The organism is Arthrobacter sp. H41 (assembly GCF_000520535.1).
Lineage (GTDB): Bacteria > Actinomycetota > Actinomycetes > Actinomycetales > Micrococcaceae > Arthrobacter_D.
The window spans coordinates 11,416-26,432 of the sequence record NZ_KI914804.1; the positions used below are offsets into that span (position 1 = coordinate 11,416).

Below are 15,017 nucleotides of genomic sequence, written 5' to 3' on the forward strand. Positions count from 1 at the left end.
CGGCCGCGCTGGACTGGGCCGCGCGGCGGGCCGGCGCCCTGCAGTGTCCGCTGCAGCTGGTGCACGCCGTCCATGAATACTGGCTGATGCCCCAGGCCACCCACTACGACGCGGTCATCGGGGCTGCCCGCCGGCTGCTCCAGTCCGGTGCGGAACGGGCCCGGTTGCTCGTCCCCGGCCTGCACGTCAGCACCCATGTGCACAGCGGTGAGGTGGTGGGTGCGCTGAGTGAACTGTCCGCATCAGCCCGCATGGTGGTACTTGGTACCGACAAGAAGGACGCGGACTCGGGGGAGCTGACGGGAGCAGTCAGCCAGCAGGTGGCCGTCATGAGTCTCGCGCCGGTAGCAGTGATTCCTCCACAGGCTCTGCCCACGGCCACCGGAGTAGTGGTGGGAACCGATGGCTCGGCCGAAGCGCGCCAGGCTGTTGAGGCCGCCGGGGCAGAGGCCGCACTGGTCGGCGCGGACCTGCTGATCCTCACCTCGTGCGCTATCCCGCCCACCGAGGCGTGGACGCAGGAACCCGGCGGCGCGGAGTACGAGGGCGTCATCGATGCGTCCCGGCGCGTTCTGGACGAAGCGGTGTCCTTCGTAGCCGCTTCCTACCCGGATCTTGCGGTGCGGAGCCGGCTCGAGACCCAGTTACCGGCCGCCGAAGCACTGATCCGTGCGGCGTCGGCTGCCCAGCTGCTCGTGGTGGGAAGCCTCGGTCGCGGCGCGGTACGCCGCATGCTGCTCGGTTCGGTCAGCCATAAAGTACTGCTGAATCCGCCCTGCCCCACGCTCATCACACGCCTTCCCGAGTAACCGACCCACCAATCTGGAGAGATTCATGACGCAGCAACCCGACAACGGCACTTCCGACAACAACGCCCCCGTGGTGGTGGGGTATGACGGCTCGGAGGTATCCGGGGCTGCAGTCCGGTGGGCCGCGCGCTACGCCGCGAGCAGCTCCTCAAGGCTGGTCATCGTGCACTGCTGGCTCTGGCCGCTGATGACCCACAATCTGGGGCCCGTCAACGGAGTGGCGGACAGCGGCCTCAAGCATGCGGCGGTGACCACGCTCGCCGACGGGCGAAAGGCAGCCCTCGCCGAGGCACCCGGACTCACCATCGAGACCCGCCTGGAGGTCGGGTACCCGGCAGAGATCCTGACCCGGTCATCGGCCGACGCCGCCCTCGTCGTGACCGGAAGCAGGGGCCTCGGAGGCTTCCTCGGGCTCCTCATCGGATCCGCAAGCCTTCATCTGGTGGCGTCCGCCCGCTGCCCGGTGGCGATCATCCGCGACGCCGCCGCGGCCTCCGGACCGGTGGTCGTGGCAGTGGACGGATCGTCCTTCAGCAGGAAATCCCTCACCTTCGCCTGCAATCTGGCGCTGGCCCTCGCCTCGCCGCTGCGTATCGTGCACGCGGTGCCGCAACCCAAGTCCGGGCCCAGGGTTCCTGCGCTCGCAGAGGACGGGCAACGGATCCTCGACGAAGCGGCTGCCGTCGCGAAGGGCGCCGGCCTGGAGGAGGGTTTGGAGGTACGGCTGCCGGAGGGCCGCTCGGTGCCTGAAATGCTGCTGCACGAAGTGGCCGACACCCAGTGCCTGGTCCTCGGCTCGAAGGGTGTCAGCGGCCTCGCCGCCCGATTGGGATCGACTGCCCACGCTGTACTGCACCATTCCAAGGGAAATGTGATTGTGTGGCGTGGGACAGCAACTGATTAGCCCGCCGCAGGAAAGGACTCGTTCTGCTCATCGTCCTCACGGGAATTGACGGCGCCGGAAAGACCACCGCTGCCCGCGCCGTCGTCGACGCCGCCCGCGCCTCCGGGCAGCAGGCCTGCCTCCTGCGCAATCCGGCGGGGCGCGTGTCGATGGCCTCGATGTGGGCTCGATCGGGCATTCGGCCGTCGCCTCGGGTGGAGGATCTCCTCGAGTCCTCCGTGCGCATCTGGAACGTGCTGATCAATACCGTTCGGGCCCGCCGCCGTTCCGGGCTTGTAGTCCTGGACCGTGGACTCGTCTGCCAGTTGGCCCTGCGCCGGATGAGGGGCCTGCCAAGGGGGCACGTGATTCCCTGGCTGCTTGCGGTGCTGCCCCGGCCCGACGCGGTGGTCCACTTCGAACTGGATCCTGCCCTCGCACTCAGGCGCATCGACCGAAGAGCCGCGGATACCGAGACACTGCAGGGGCTGACGGACTTCCAGGCCGGGTACGCCTCCCTCCCCGAGTACGCCACGTTCACGGTCCTCGATGCTTCACGCCCTCCAGCCGCCGTCCGGGCCGACCTCGCAGCGATTGCGGGAAGAGGCTCCGGAGGCGACCCACACCTGAATCGCAATTCGTCATGGACCTGCCGACGGTGCAGGCCGGGACCACACCCGGTCACCCAGCTGGATAGCTCGGTGGCATGACGGCATCGTATCGATATGACGTGGAGGTCCTGCACCTGCTCGTGTCACCGGCGCATGCCTACTTCGGCCGCGCTCGCGACGGCGCGGCGGATGTCCCCATGACAGATGCCCACCGGGTGGAGCTGGTGACCGGCAAAGGGATCGTCGGAGACCGGTTCTTCGGCAAGGCGGCGCACATGGATGCCGCGGTGACCCTGATGGCGGTCGAGGCACTCGAAGCCATCGCCGAGGGTCTGGGGGTCGCGCCCTTCGACCCGCTGCTGACGCGGCGCAACGTGATTCTTCGGGGCGCCCAACTGGCTCCGCTCGTGGGCGAGGAATTCGCTCTGGAATCCCAGGGTGACCTCGTGCGGATCCGGGGTGGACGGCCTGCCCATCCCTGTGCCTGGATGGATCGGATGCTGGCTCCTGGGGCGCACGCCGCGATGCGGGGGCGGGGAGGAGTGCGCTGCCAGCCGCTTTCGGATGGGATCCTGCATCGCGGACCGGCTGTGCTGATCAGCCCGGTCCCCCTCGAACCGGACCAGGCGCATCTTCCCACGCTGCTGCGGCCGTCACGGCTCCCATAGCCTGGTACCCGGGTTCTCCCTGAACTCCGTCTCGGCGCGGCGCTGCCGCAGATCCAGGGGTCCGGGGGCCGCAGATCCGAGGGTCCGGCCGATGGCACTGGCCTGGCGCCTGGTCTACAAGGCCATGATCGTCCAGCCCGTCCAGTGCGTCTCCCCGGGCGCAAGCACCACGAGGTCCTCGCCCGTGTTGAAAGCCTCCGGCGGGCACGTCATCGGTTCGACGGCGAGTCCGAGGCGCGTGCTCTCGGGCTTCTGCGGGAGGTCGGCCGTGTGGATCTGCACCCATGTGCAGCTCTCGTCCCAGACCATCGCTGTTCCGCTGCCGTGGTGAGGATCCGCGACCCGCACCGTGGCCAGGCCGGCGTCGTCCCGAGCGAGGTCCGTGAAGGCGTGGTCGATCTGCACGTCCCCGAGCGCATCTGCCGCGCGGAAGTCGAAGGATGTCCCTATGACGGGCCGCTTCGCCACCGGCAGCAGGCGGTCCGGGGTGACCGTCAGCACCGTGGCGGCGGGGAGTTCGAGCACCCACTCGTCGAGCGGTGACGGCCCGGCGACGAGGTACGGGTGGGGGCAGACACCGTAGGGCGCGCGGTCCGATCCCGTGTTGACGGCGGTGACATCGGTGCGGAATCCGCGGCCGTCGACGCTGAAGCGCACCTCGAGGGAAACCCTGAAGGGGTAGGCCGCGATGGGCTCGATGGCGCAGGAGAGCGTCACCGAGGACGCCGCGTGGTGCACCAGGTCCCACGGGACATCGAAGACCAGCCCGTGCAGGGCTGTTCCGCGTTCGGTTTCATTGATCGGCAGCACATAGTCGGAGCCGTCGAAGGAATAGCGTCCGTCCTCGATCCGGTTGGGCCAGGGCGCCACGAAGGCGCCCCGGAAGTCGGGCATCTCCTCGTCGGCACCGAAGCCGACCACGAGGGGCCGTCCCTCGTGGGTGAGTTCGCGGACGGCGGCACCGAGACCGAGGACGACGGCCGCGTACCCGTTGCCCTCGATCACGTATTCGGGGTGGGTCATGCGAGGGATACGGCCGTCCAGGACACGGGAGGAAGCGTGATGTTGACTACGCCGCCGTCGAGCTTCGCGGAAGTGTTGGGCCTCATGGTGACGCGCTCAGGCTCCTCGAGGGTGTTCTTGGCATACACGTCCGCATCGTACAGCGACTGCGCGTCCACGGTGCTGAAGCCGTTGAGCGCCGTGATGTCGATGGTCACGGTCGTCTCTTCGGTCTGCGAGCGGTTGACGAGGAAGACGGCGGTGGCACCTGTCTCGTCGTCGTGCGTGGCCACGGCATCCACGAGCGGCACGACGCCGTACTCGCTGGTCTGATACGTCCCGGCGTCGAGCTTGAGCTCGAGCACGGAGCCCTGCGCGAGTTTCGAGGTGATCGAGAACGGGAAGAAGGTGGTCTGGCGCCAGGCCGGACCGCCCGGCTCGGTCAGAATCGGGGCGATCACGTTGACGAGCTGCGCCAGTGACGCCGAGGTGACGCGGTCGGCGTGCTTGAGCAGCGAGATCATCAGGTTGCCGAACACGACGGCGTCCGCCACCGAGTAGCAGTCCTCGAGCAGGCGTGGCGCCACGGGCCAGTTGTCGAGGCCCTCGATCTTGTCGACGTTCTCGAAGCGGCTGATGTACCAGACGTTCCACTCGTCGAAGGAGATGTTGATGGTCTTCGAGCTGCCGCGGACGGCCTTCACATGGTCGGCGGTGGCGACCACGGATTCGATGAAGGAGTCCATGTCGACGGCGGAAGCGAGGAAGGAGGCGAGGTCACCGCTCTTCTCCTCGTAGTAGGCGTGGCAGGAGATGTAGTCGACGACGTCGTAGGTGTGGGTGAGCACCACGCGCTCCCACTCGCCGAAGGTGGGCATGTGGGCACTCGAGGAGCCACAGGCCACGAGCTCGATCGACGGGTCGAGCTGCCGCATCGCCCTGGCCGTGATGGCAGCAAGCTTCCCGTAGTCCTCGGCGGAGCGGTGACCGAGCTGCCACGGGCCGTCCATCTCGTTGCCGAGGCACCAGATCTTGACGTCGAACGGGTCGGGGCGGCCGTTGGCCATGCGCTGGTCGGAGAGGGCCGTACCCTTGGGCAGGTTCGAGTACTCGAGGAGCTCGAGCGCCTCGGGCGTGCCCCTCGTTCCGAGGTTCACCGCCAGCATGAGGTCGCTGCCCACCTTCTGCAGCCACGAGGCGAACTCGTGCATGCCCACCTGGTTCGTCTCGGTGGAGTGCCAGGCGAGATCCAGCCGGGTGGGGCGATCCTCGCGGGGTCCCACGCTGTCCTCCCAGCGGAACCCGGAGACAAAGTTGCCGCCGGGGTAGCGGATGGTGGAAACGCCCATCTCCCGGACGAGTTCGATGACGTCCTGACGGAAGCCCTCGTCGTCGGCGGTGGCGTGGCCGGGCTCGTAGATGCCGTCGTAGACGTGGCGGCCGAGGTGTTCGACGAACCCGCCGAAGAGGTTGCGGTTGATCCGCCCGACCGTGAAGGAGGGGTCGAGGGTGAGGCGTGCGTTCTGCATTCAACTACTTTCTGTGCGTGGTGGTGTGGGCAGGGAGCGGGGTGCGGGCTACTTGAGCGAACCCAGCGACAGCCCGCCCTGCCAGTACTTCTGAAGGGAGAGGAACGCGATGATCAGCGGGATGATCGAGAGAAAGGCTCCCGTGGTGATCAGGTTCCAGAGCGCTTCACCGCCGCTGCCGGCGTTGGACAGTGCCTGCCAGCCGTTGAGGCCCACGGTCACGGGGAGCAGTAGCGGGTCGCTGAGGACCGCGAGCGGTAGGAAGAAGTTGTTCCAGGTTCCGACGACGGAGAGCAGGAGCACCGTGACAACGGCCGGGCGGAGCAGCGGCAGGGCGATCTGGAAGAAGGTCCGGATCTCGCCCGCGCCGTCGATCCGAGCGGCGTCGAGCAGTTCGTCGGGTACTGCCTCCTGGGCGAAGACCCTCATCAGGTAGACGCCGAACGGGCTGAGCAGCGAGGGCAGGATGACGGCCCAGATGGTGTTCACGAGTCCTACCGAGCTCAGGAGCACGAAGGTCGGGATGACCAGCGCCGTCAGGGGCACCATGACCGCGCCGAGCAGGATGCCGAAGAAGGCCCCCCGTCCGCGGAAGTCGTACTTCGCGAACCCGTAGCCGGCGAGGACCGCGAGGATGGTGGCTCCGACGCCGCCCGAGATCGCGTACAGGAACGAGTTGCCGAGCCAGCGCCAGTAGATCCCGTCCTGCCGCTCGAACAATCCCTGGATGTTGCTGAAGAGGTGGAACTCGTTGTCGAACCAGAGCGGTCCGCCGGAGCCGCCGAACAGGCCGGCGGTGTCCTTGGTGCTCGCGACCGTCAGCCACCAGATCGGGGTGATGAAGTAGATGACGAGGATGAGCAGGAAGATATGGGAGCCGATGCGCGGACCGCCGTTGCGGGCTCGGTTGCGTGCCGCGGCACCGCGGACCTTCCGGCCGCCGTCCTGCTGGCGGGGGGTGTCTGTGACGAGGGCCATGGCTTATTTCAGTCCGCTCTGCTTGCGGGTCAGGAAAAGGAAGAGGAAGGAGAAGACGAAGACGACGATGCCGAGCGCGAAGGAGATAGCGGAGGCGTAGTTGAACTGGCTGTAGGAGAAGGCGAGCGAGAAGGCGTACATGTTCGGCGTGTACGACGTCGGGATGGCGCCCTGTGCCACGCCCCTCAGCACCTGGGGCTCGGTGAAGAACTGCAGGGTGCCGATCAGGGCGAAGATCACGACCATGACCATCGAGGACGAGATCATCGGGATCTTGATCCGCCAGGCGATCTGCCGGTCGGATGCGCCGTCGAGCACCGCGGCCTCATAGATCCCGGGGTCGATGCCCCGCAGGGCGGCGTAGATGATGATCATGTAGTAGCCCGCCCATTGCCACGTCACGATATTGACGAGGCTGCCGAAGATGTTGTCCTGGGCGAGGAACTCCGGCGCGGCGAGTCCGAAGAGGCCGAAGATGCTGCTGGCCGGACCGAAGCGGGGGCTGTAGAGGAAGCCCCACATCAGGGCGCCTATGACCACCGGCACCGCGTAGGGGATGAAGATCATGAGGCGGGAGAACTTGGAGGCCCAGGTGGCCAGGTTGTCGAGCACGAGCGCCGCGAGGAGCGCCACGATCATCTGGGCCGGGATCATGATCAGCGCGAACCTGGCGACGGTTCCGAGTCCCTCGAGGAAGATCGGATCGGTGAACGCCTTGAGGTAGTTGTCCGCACCGACGAACCTGGTGCCCGTCGCGAGCGTACTGGTGAACAGGCTCATCCGAAAGGCGAAGACCAGGGGCAGGATGAGGAACGTCAGGAAGATGACAGCGAAGGGTGCCACGAAGAACCAACCCCACCGCTGTCGTCGGCGGTAGCTCCTGTCGGGGCGGTGCTTGACCTGGGAGGGTGCCTCGGCCCGGTGGGCCGAACTCGGCGCGGTGGTCGTAGCCATGGTGGTCTTTCCTCGAGCTGTGGGACGGATGGAGCGGTGGGGTGGGCGGACCGGGAAGGCGCCCGCGATGGACGCGGGCACCTTCCCGGGAGGCGGGCTATTTCAGGGTGAAGCCCTGCTCGGTGGCGTACTGCTCCAGTGATGCCTGGAGGTCGTCGAGGGCCTGGCCGGCATCCTTCTCGCCCTGGACCATCGCGTAGATCTGGACCGTCAGCTGGTCGTAGGCGTAGTTCTGGAACGGGCTGAAGGTGGCTCCCTCGTAGCCTGCCGCAGCATCGAGGAACACGTCCTTGTTGATCTGCTGGCCGCCGAAGAACTCGTACTCCTTGTTGGCGAACTCCTCGGACTCGAGGACCGGGGCGTAGGACGGGAAGAGCGCTCCCTTGTCGATGCCGAGGTTCATCTGCTCGTCGGAGCCGAAGATTTCCATGGCCACGCGGGCCGAGAGTTCCTTGTCGGATGCCTGCTCGGTCACCGCGAAGGTCGAGCCGCCCCAGTTGACCTGCACGGGGTCGGCCGCATCCCACTGTGGCAGCGGCGCCGCACGCCAGATGGCGTCCGGGTCTGCGTCGGAGAGGCCTTGCAGGTAGCCCGGTCCCCACGCGGCGGCGAGGTAGACGGCGTACGAGCCATCGACGAGCTTGGTGTTGTAGTCAGCGGTGAAGGCGTCGTCGGTGGCGACCAGGCCGTCCTTCACGAGTCCGTTCCAGTACTCGAGGACCTTCTTGGCGCCCTCGTCATTGACCTCGATGCCGATCTCCTGCGGATTCGCGGAGTCGTAATCGAAGGGAACCGATCCTGCCTGTGCGAACAGAGCCTGGTTGAAAGCCCGTCCGTTGGTCGGGAAGTCGGCGATGACGGCTCCGTTACCGGAGTCCTTCAGCTTCTGGGCTGCGACCTCGAATTCCTCCCAGGTCGCGGGGACCTCGATGCCTGCTGCATCGAAGAGGTCCTGGCGGTAGAGCATGCCCATGGGGCCGCCGTCCACGGGGATGGCGTAGACGGAGTCACCGCTGGAGGCATCCTCCCAGGCGCCCTCCGCGTAGTTGTCCTTGACGTCGTCGGCTCCGTATTCCGTGAGGTCCACGAGCGCGTCGCGAATGGTGAAGCTGGGCAGCACCTCGGACTCGAGCTGGATGACGTCGGGGGCACCGGAACCGGACTCGATCGATGTCGAGAACTTGGTGTACTCGTCGTTGCCCTGGCCTGCGTTGGTCCAGCAGATCTGGACGTCGTCGTTGGCGTTGTTGAACTGGTCCACCACCTCGTTGAACGCGGGGTACCAGGCCCAGACGGTGACCTGGGGTGCCTCGGCATTGACGATCGTGTTGGTGCAGGACGCGGCCTCGGAGCCGCCTCCCCCGCCGCTTCCGTTTCCTCCGGAGCAGCCGGTCAGTGCTACGGCAGTGGCGGCGACGATGCCGGCCGAGGCCAGGAACTTGGCTTTCATGTCTTTTGCTTCCTCTCGCGGTGGAATTCCACCGTGGCCCGCCCCGGAGGCGGCTGGTCCAGGTACTGCTGGGAGGGAAGTCGCTGGGACACCAGGTGCTGTGCCCGCTCGAATCTTCCTTGATCCGGGCCGTCCTCCTGCAGGTTCACCTCGCTGTTCGAGGATCTTCGCAGGTTCCGGTTCCGTCATTTACATCGTTGTAGGTAAACGTTGTAGAAGAAGCATGCAGAGTGAGACGGGTCACTGTCAAGCAGCTGCAACGAAATTTCTCGCGGCCATCGGATCGTCAGCCGGCCAGCGCCGAGGACTCACGCTCGATGACCTGGAAACGCGCTTCGAACGCTCGTGGCGGCATATCGCCCTTACGCCCGGAGATGCGCTCCTGCAGCACGCGCACCGCAGTGTCGGCGATCTCGTCCCTGCCCGGATCGATCGTGGACAGCGTGGGCAGCGAATACCTGCCCTCGTCAAGATCATCGAAACCGATGACGGCGACGTCGTCGGGAATTCGCCGTCCCGCCTCCTGGAGCACGCGCATGGCGCCGAGTGCCAGGGTGTCGTTCATGCCGAAAACGGCATCGAACCCCACCCCCGACGCGAGCAATTCCCGCATGGTCGTCGCACCGTTGGAGCGGTGCCACAGGGTGGTGTAGCCGACGAGTGCGGGATCGAAGGGAATCCCCGCCTCCTCCAGCGCCTGCCGATAACCGCGCAGCCGCAGGCCCGCCGAACCGATCACCTCGTCGAGGTGGCCACCGACGACGGCGATGCGCCTCCTGCCCCGCGCCACCAGGTGGGCGGTGGCGGCACGCGCACTCTCGACGTTGCTCATCGTGACATGGTCCGTCGGCCCCCCGAAGATCCGCTCGCCGAGGAGCACCAGGGGGAAGCCCACCGTGAGATAGTGGGCGTCCTCGTTGGACATCCCCAACGGACTGAACAGGAGACCGTCGGTCAGCTGGAGTCGGGGGCTGGCGAGGATTTCAAGCTCATGGGCGCGGTCACCGCCGGTCTGTTCGATCAGCACCTTGAGCCCGCGCCGCTCTGCAGCCTTGATGATGGAATCGGCGAGTTCGGCGAAGTAGCTGAGCTTCAGCTCGGGAACAGCGAGGCCGATCACGCCGGTTCTACCTGAGCGAAGGCTCCTGGCCGACAGGTTGGGGCTGTAGCCGAGTTCCGTGATTGCCTCCAGGACCCGGCGCTTGGTATCGGCGCGGATGTGCTCGTAATCATTGATCACATTGGAGACAGTCTTGATGGAGACGCCGGCGGCAAGCGCTACGTCCCGAAGTGTGGCCGCCATGCCGCTCCCCCTGATCCTGACGGTGACGCCCATTACCTCACACGTGAAGTGATTCTACAACGTTGTAGGAAACGGTGGCATCCTCTGTAGAGTGGCACTGACCGAGGCGGACGATCAAGGACCAGATGTGAGCAGCGAACTGAACTGGGCAGGCAACCACACGTATCGCGCCCGCGGTTTCGCCTACCCCAGGTCGATCGCTGAACTCCAGGAAGTGACGGCGTCGGCTCCGAAGCTCCGCGCCCTGGGATCGCGTCATTCCTTCAACGACCTCGCCGATTCGACCGGTACCCTCGTGTCGCTGGAAAAGCTCGAACCGGGCATCTCCATCGATGAAACCGCGCGCACCGTCAGCGTGAGCGGAGGAACCCGGTACGGGGTACTGGCCGGGGAGCTGCAGAGAAGCGGCTACGCACTCCACAATCTCGCCTCCCTTCCCCATATCTCGGTGGCCGGCGCGGTGGCGACCGCAACCCACGGCTCGGGCGACACCAACGGCAACCTGGCCACCGCCGTCGTCGGCATGGATCTGGTGCTGGCCTCGGGCGAGCTCCTGCCCGTCCAGCGGGGCAGCACCGCCGACTTCGACGGCATGGTGGTGGGGCTGGGCGCACTGGGGATCGTCAGCAGGCTCACCCTGCGCATCGAGCCCGCATTCGACGTGCGCCAGGACGTCTTCACGAACATCCCCTGGACCACCGTCCTCGAAGATTTCGACGCCGCCACCTCGGCCGCCTACAGCGTCAGTCTCTTCACGGACTGGCGCAGCGACGCTGTCAGCCAGGCGTGGCTGAAGAGCCGGGCCGACGCACCCGGCCTCCGGACGGAATTCTTCGGCGGCACCCCCGCCCACGCCGCGCTGCATCCCCTCCCGGGCATCTCAGCAGAGAACTGCACCGAGCAGCTCGGAATCCCCGGGCCGTGGTCAAACCGCCTCGCGCATTTCCGGATGGGTTTCTTTCCGAGTAGCGGTCAGGAACTGCAGACCGAGTATCTGGTGCCGCGGGAGCACGCAGGGGAGGCGATCACGGTGATGCGGTCCTTCGGCGACCGCCTCGCTCCCCTGCTCCAGGTGTCCGAGGTCCGCTCCATGGCAGCGGACCGGTTGTGGCTGAGCAGCAGCTACGAACGCGCGAGCATCGGATTCCATCTGACCTGGAAGCCCGAGCAGGCTGCCGTCGAGGCCCTGCTGCCGGAGCTCGAGACTGCTTTGGCGCCGCTGTCGGCGCGTCCCCACTGGGGCAAGCTGTTCGCTGCGGAAGCGGATGCGCTTGAACCGCGCTACCCGCGCCTTTCGGACTTCCGGGCGCTCGCGGAACGCATGGACCCGGAACACAAGTTCCGCAACGACTTCCTCGAGCGCAAGGTTTTCGGCAGAGCGAGCCGACGAGGAGCGCTGAATCCTCCCGCCATCAGTGCTTCCGGTCGAGCCACTGCCAATGTGCCAGGGTCCGGAGCCGGGTAAGGAGCGCGCGCGACTGTTCCGGGCCGTAAGGCAGCAGCGGAATGGCCTTGGTCATGTCGGTGGACGCCTCATCCATGGCCACTTTCGTCACGCGGATGGCCGAACGCATCCTGTTCAACTGCGTGACTACGTAGTCGACCCCCACAGGGCTTCCATGCCCCGGGACAAAGACGTCGTACAGGTCCTCGAGGGCAACGATCTTGCCGAGGGTCCGGATCCAGTCGATAGGAAACGAATCCTCGAACGCCGGGTCCGCGCCCTCTTCCACCAGGTCTCCCGTGAAGAGCACATTTCCGACGCCCACCAGGAGATCGTGGTCGGTATGCCCCCGGCCCAGATGGAACAGGGTCACCGAGACACCACCCAGATCCAGATCCACAGGGGCGCCTTCCACCAGGCGATTGGCGGGCAGGATGCCCGTGTTGTCGCCGTCGTCCGCGGCCATACCGGGCTCGATGCCGGCCACCAGCCCGCGCTGGGCTTCACCGCGCTCGGAACTCACTTCGCTGCAGCGCGCCGTCGCCCAGAACTCCTCGACCCCCTGGGCGGCGAAGTAACTGTTTCCGAAGAAATGATCGCCGTGTGCGTGGGTATTCACCACGACGAGGGGTAGATCCGTTCGCTGTCGGACGGCGCGATAGATCTCCCGCACCTGCAGCGGCCCGGCTCCGGAGTCGATGACAAGACCCTTGTCCGAACCCAGCACGAGGCCGGTGTTCATTCCGAATCCCGGAGTGGACCACACCCATACACCGGGGCCGAGTTCTCGCCAGGGACTGTCCGGCTCGGATTCTGGAGGTGCTGCGGACATGGGTTCCCTTTCGGTCGGACGCCTTCCCATTCTAAATGTCGACACCTACGGCGCGGGCTCGACGGCGAGCGCCGCCGTCGACGTCCTTCGCTCGGGCACGCGGAGCAGCGGTAGCAGGAAGTTGATCAACGGGCCGATCAGGAGCGCGAAGGCCACCGTCCCCAGACCGACCGTTCCCCCGAGGACCCATCCGAGGCCGAGGACTGTCGCTTCGATGGTGGTCCTGACCAGCCAGATCGGCAGCCCGTAACGCGAGTGCACGCCAGTCATCAAGCCGTCCCTCGGACCCGGCCCCAGGCGCGCCCCGATATAGAGACCGCTCGCAACCGCGAGGAGAACCAGTCCGCCGGTGAAGAGCAGCACCCGGGCCCAGAGCTGGTCCGGTTCGGAGATCAGTGCCAGGCCGACCTCGGCACTGGGTCCGACCAGAAGCACGTTGAGCACCGTCCCCACCCCGGGCTTCTGGCGCAGTGGAATCCACAGCAGGAGGACCAGGGCGCCGATGATGTTGGTCATCCAACCGAACGGGATGCCCGTCTGCAGCGACGCGCCCTGGCCCAGGACGTCCCAGGGCGAGACACCCAGACCCGCCCGGATCATCATGGCGAGTGACACGCCATAGAGGAAGAGTCCTGTCAGGAGCTGGGCCCAGCGGCGGATCGAAAGGAAAGGCATGGTGCTACTCAATCGTTGAATTGGACTTACCACAAGATGCCAATTCTACTACTCTGGCATCATGCTGGTACTTTCCGCCCATCGCCTTTCGTCGGAACTCGGGCAGTGGCGGGGCAACACCGCGGTGTATACGGCCCTCGCTGACCGCATCCGGCTACTGGTGCTGGATGGCCGCCTCCCGCTTGGCACGAGGTTGCCGGCCGAGCGTGAGCTGGCCGAAAAGCTCGGTGTCAGCCGGACTACCGTCGCTGCCGCCTATGCCAGCTTGCGAGGGATGGGCTACGTGTTCAGCACCCGGGGTTCCGGGAGCGTCGTCGGGATGCCCGGCGGCGGCGCTCCCCCGCCCGAGGACAATCCGGCGGGACTCCTCGATTTCAGCAAGGCGGCCCTTCCCGCCGCCCCCCAGTTCACCGAGGCGACGGCGAGGGCTGTCCAGGAACTGCCTGCGTATCTGAACGGTTCCGGCTACGATCCCGTGGGACTGCCCCGCTTGCGGCAGGCCTTGGCGGACCGCTACGCCGAGCGTGGCTTGCCGACCACACCGCAGCAGATCATGGTCACCCTCGGCGCACAGCACGCTATCTCACTCCTCGCGCGGACCCTGCTGGAGCGGCGTGACTCGGCGCTGGTCGAGGCGCCCAGCTACCCCCACGCCTATGAGGCACTGCGCTCGGCCGGGCGGCGGCTGGTTCCCGTGGCGGTGAGCACCGGGTCAGGGTGGGATGAGGACGGCATGGAGCAGGCCTTCCGCCGGGCCCGTCCTGCCATTGCCTACGTGATGCCCGACTATCACAACCCGACGGGTGAGGTCATGACTCCCGGGTTGAGGGAGCGGCTGCTGACCGAAGCCGAGCGCCACGACACCGTGGTGATCGCTGACGAGACCATGGCTGAACTGCGCATCGACGGGGCGGAACCGGCTCTCCCTCTGGCGGCTTACGGGCCGGCAGTCCTCATCGGCTCCCTGGGCAAGACTGTGTGGGGCGGGCTGTGCATCGGCTGGATCCGTGCGGAGCCCGAGTTGATCGGACGCCTGGTGCAGGCGCGGTTCAGTAACGACCTCGGTACTCCCGTCCTCGAACAGCTGATCGCGCTGGAGCTGATGAAGGACTACAGACGATTGTTGGGAGTCCGGGCCGGGCAGTTGGCGCGCGGACGGCAACACCTCGAGTCCCTTCTCGCCTCGGCGCTTCCGGAGTGGGAGGTTCCCCACGTCAACGGCGGGCTGAGCACCTGGGTGAACCTGGGACGGCCCGCCAGCTCCCAGCTGGCTCTGGCTGCGCGGTCCGGCGGACTACTCCTGGGTGCGGGACCGCGCTTCGGCATCAACGGTGAGTTCGAGCGGTTCCTGCGGATTCCTTTCAGCTATCCAGCCGAGGACACGGAGCAGGCCGTGCGGATACTGGCAGGGACATGGGCTGCGTTGGGACCGGAGTCGCCCTCGCGTACCTCATATCTGCCCGCACTCGTCTGACCCACACTGTCCTCCTTGGGTTCATTCCGGCTTCGCTGTCGAAGCTCAAGGATTACTGGATCATGGTCCCGTCAGGGGCTACGACGTACCAGACCTCTCCGACGCCCTGGCCGTTGACGTCGCCGGCAGCCAGGTCCTTGTCGAAGTAGTAGATCGGCATCCCGTTGATCGTCATGTGGAGCTGCCCCTCGGGGGTCTGGATGGTACCCAACTCTCCGGTGACACCGTCCACCTCGGGGGTTTCGCTTTCACTGATCACGGGCGGCCAGGCGACAAGGCAATCGCCGGTACAAGCGCTGACCCCGGAATCGGCTTCGTCACGGGTGAAGTAGTAGACCGTCCTACCCTCGGCGTCGACCACGATCTCCCCGAACTCACTCTCCGCCACTCCTAGAGTGGTCGGGC

General features: G+C 66.4%; 15 protein-coding genes. 6 read left to right on the top strand and 9 right to left on the bottom strand.

Annotation, left to right across the window (positions count from 1 at the left end; translation table 11 throughout):
* The 4 genes from Y705_RS19295 to Y705_RS0111230 form a co-directional block, all read left to right on the top strand.
* Positions 1 to 809: universal stress protein (locus Y705_RS19295; protein ID WP_081737992.1), on the top strand; the 809-nt coding region annotated here is incomplete at its 5' end.
* A gap of 25 nt (positions 810 to 834) precedes the next feature.
* Entirely contained in the window at positions 835 to 1,713 is an 879-nt protein-coding gene (locus Y705_RS0111220) for a universal stress protein (RefSeq protein WP_026532923.1), read from the top strand.
* A gap of 29 nt (positions 1,714 to 1,742) precedes the next feature.
* On the top strand, positions 1,743 to 2,402 hold the full coding sequence (locus tag Y705_RS19300) for an AAA family ATPase (protein ID WP_275450810.1): 660 nt from the start codon (positions 1,743 to 1,745) through the stop codon (positions 2,400 to 2,402).
* Positions 2,399 to 2,971: an MOSC domain-containing protein gene (locus tag Y705_RS0111230; RefSeq protein WP_026532924.1), complete on the top strand. Its 573-nt coding sequence runs from the start codon at positions 2,399 to 2,401 to the stop codon at positions 2,969 to 2,971. Before Y705_RS19300 ends, Y705_RS0111230 begins: the two co-directional genes overlap by 4 nt.
* 114 nt (positions 2,972 to 3,085) lie before the next feature.
* On the opposite strand, the gene Y705_RS0111235 is transcribed toward Y705_RS0111230, so the two are convergent.
* From Y705_RS0111235 to Y705_RS0111265, 6 genes are all read right to left on the bottom strand, one after another.
* Positions 3,086 to 3,994 carry an aldose 1-epimerase family protein gene (locus Y705_RS0111235; protein ID WP_026532925.1) on the bottom strand — a complete coding sequence of 303 codons (909 nt, stop codon included), beginning with the start codon at positions 3,992 to 3,994 and terminating at the stop codon, positions 3,086 to 3,088.
* A complete protein-coding gene (gene arfA / locus Y705_RS0111240) occupies positions 3,991 to 5,502 on the bottom strand; it encodes an arabinosylfuranosidase ArfA (RefSeq protein ID WP_026532926.1) in 1,512 nt (503 codons plus the stop codon). Before arfA ends, Y705_RS0111235 begins: the two co-directional genes overlap by 4 nt.
* Before the next feature lie 48 nt (positions 5,503 to 5,550).
* On the bottom strand, positions 5,551 to 6,480 hold the full coding sequence (locus Y705_RS0111245; protein ID WP_081737994.1) for a carbohydrate ABC transporter permease: 930 nt from the start codon (positions 6,478 to 6,480) through the stop codon (positions 5,551 to 5,553).
* 3 nt (positions 6,481 to 6,483) lie between these two features.
* Positions 6,484 to 7,434 carry a carbohydrate ABC transporter permease gene (locus Y705_RS0111250; RefSeq protein WP_026532928.1) on the bottom strand — a complete coding sequence of 317 codons (951 nt, stop codon included), beginning with the start codon at positions 7,432 to 7,434 and terminating at the stop codon, positions 6,484 to 6,486.
* A gap of 97 nt (positions 7,435 to 7,531) precedes the next feature.
* Positions 7,532 to 8,884, bottom strand: coding sequence for an ABC transporter substrate-binding protein (locus Y705_RS0111255; protein WP_026532929.1), 1,353 nt, complete (start codon positions 8,882 to 8,884; stop codon positions 7,532 to 7,534).
* Positions 8,885 to 9,170: 286 nt separating this feature from the next.
* Positions 9,171 to 10,187: a LacI family DNA-binding transcriptional regulator gene (locus Y705_RS0111265; protein ID WP_026532930.1), complete on the bottom strand. Its 1,017-nt coding sequence runs from the start codon at positions 10,185 to 10,187 to the stop codon at positions 9,171 to 9,173.
* A 127-nt stretch (positions 10,188 to 10,314) separates the two neighbouring features.
* Here Y705_RS0111265 and Y705_RS19305 point away from each other — a divergent pair, with 127 nt between their 5' ends.
* Entirely contained in the window at positions 10,315 to 11,652 is a 1,338-nt protein-coding gene (locus tag Y705_RS19305; protein WP_081737995.1) for a D-arabinono-1,4-lactone oxidase, read from the top strand.
* Here the strand turns inward: Y705_RS19305 and Y705_RS0111275 are convergent.
* A complete protein-coding gene (locus tag Y705_RS0111275; RefSeq protein ID WP_026532931.1) occupies positions 11,600 to 12,463 on the bottom strand; it encodes an MBL fold metallo-hydrolase in 864 nt (287 codons plus the stop codon). The two genes, Y705_RS19305 and Y705_RS0111275, sit on opposite strands and share 53 nt — an antisense overlap.
* A gap of 45 nt (positions 12,464 to 12,508) precedes the next feature.
* Positions 12,509 to 13,138: a membrane protein YczE gene (gene yczE, locus Y705_RS19310; RefSeq protein ID WP_049822635.1), complete on the bottom strand. Its 630-nt coding sequence runs from the start codon at positions 13,136 to 13,138 to the stop codon at positions 12,509 to 12,511.
* A 61-nt stretch (positions 13,139 to 13,199) separates the two neighbouring features.
* On the opposite strand from yczE, the gene yczR reads away from it, so the two are divergent.
* Positions 13,200 to 14,612 (top strand): MocR-like transcription factor YczR, encoded by a 1,413-nt coding sequence (yczR, locus tag Y705_RS0111285; RefSeq protein ID WP_026532932.1) that lies wholly within the window; start codon positions 13,200 to 13,202, stop codon positions 14,610 to 14,612.
* 52 nt (positions 14,613 to 14,664) lie between these two features.
* Here yczR and Y705_RS19315 read toward each other — a convergent pair.
* The coding region (locus Y705_RS19315) for a COG4315 family predicted lipoprotein (protein WP_155850042.1) at positions 14,665 to 15,017 on the bottom strand (353 nt) is incomplete at its 5' end.

What these genes read in the sequence shown, in the direction of transcription:
- yczE (WP_049822635.1), bottom strand. Translation starts at nt 13,138, where the DNA reads ATGCCTTTCCTTTCGATCCGCCGCTGGGCCCAGCTCCTGACAGGACTC.
- Y705_RS0111275 (WP_026532931.1), bottom strand. Translation starts at nt 12,463, where the DNA reads ATGTCCGCAGCACCTCCAGAATCCGAGCCGGACAGTCCCTGGCGAGAA.
- Y705_RS0111230 (WP_026532924.1), top strand. Translation starts at nt 2,399, where the DNA reads ATGACGGCATCGTATCGATATGACGTGGAGGTCCTGCACCTGCTCGTG.
- Y705_RS0111235 (WP_026532925.1), bottom strand. Translation starts at nt 3,994, where the DNA reads ATGACCCACCCCGAATACGTGATCGAGGGCAACGGGTACGCGGCCGTC.
- yczR (WP_026532932.1), top strand. Translation starts at nt 13,200, where the DNA reads ATGCTGGTACTTTCCGCCCATCGCCTTTCGTCGGAACTCGGGCAGTGG.
- Y705_RS0111245 (WP_081737994.1), bottom strand. Translation starts at nt 6,480, where the DNA reads ATGGCCCTCGTCACAGACACCCCCCGCCAGCAGGACGGCGGCCGGAAG.
- Y705_RS0111250 (WP_026532928.1), bottom strand. Translation starts at nt 7,434, where the DNA reads ATGGCTACGACCACCGCGCCGAGTTCGGCCCACCGGGCCGAGGCACCC.
- Y705_RS0111255 (WP_026532929.1), bottom strand. Translation starts at nt 8,884, where the DNA reads ATGAAAGCCAAGTTCCTGGCCTCGGCCGGCATCGTCGCCGCCACTGCC.
- Y705_RS0111220 (WP_026532923.1), top strand. Translation starts at nt 835, where the DNA reads ATGACGCAGCAACCCGACAACGGCACTTCCGACAACAACGCCCCCGTG.
- Y705_RS0111265 (WP_026532930.1), bottom strand. Translation starts at nt 10,187, where the DNA reads ATGGCGGCCACACTTCGGGACGTAGCGCTTGCCGCCGGCGTCTCCATC.
- arfA (WP_026532926.1), bottom strand. Translation starts at nt 5,502, where the DNA reads ATGCAGAACGCACGCCTCACCCTCGACCCCTCCTTCACGGTCGGGCGG.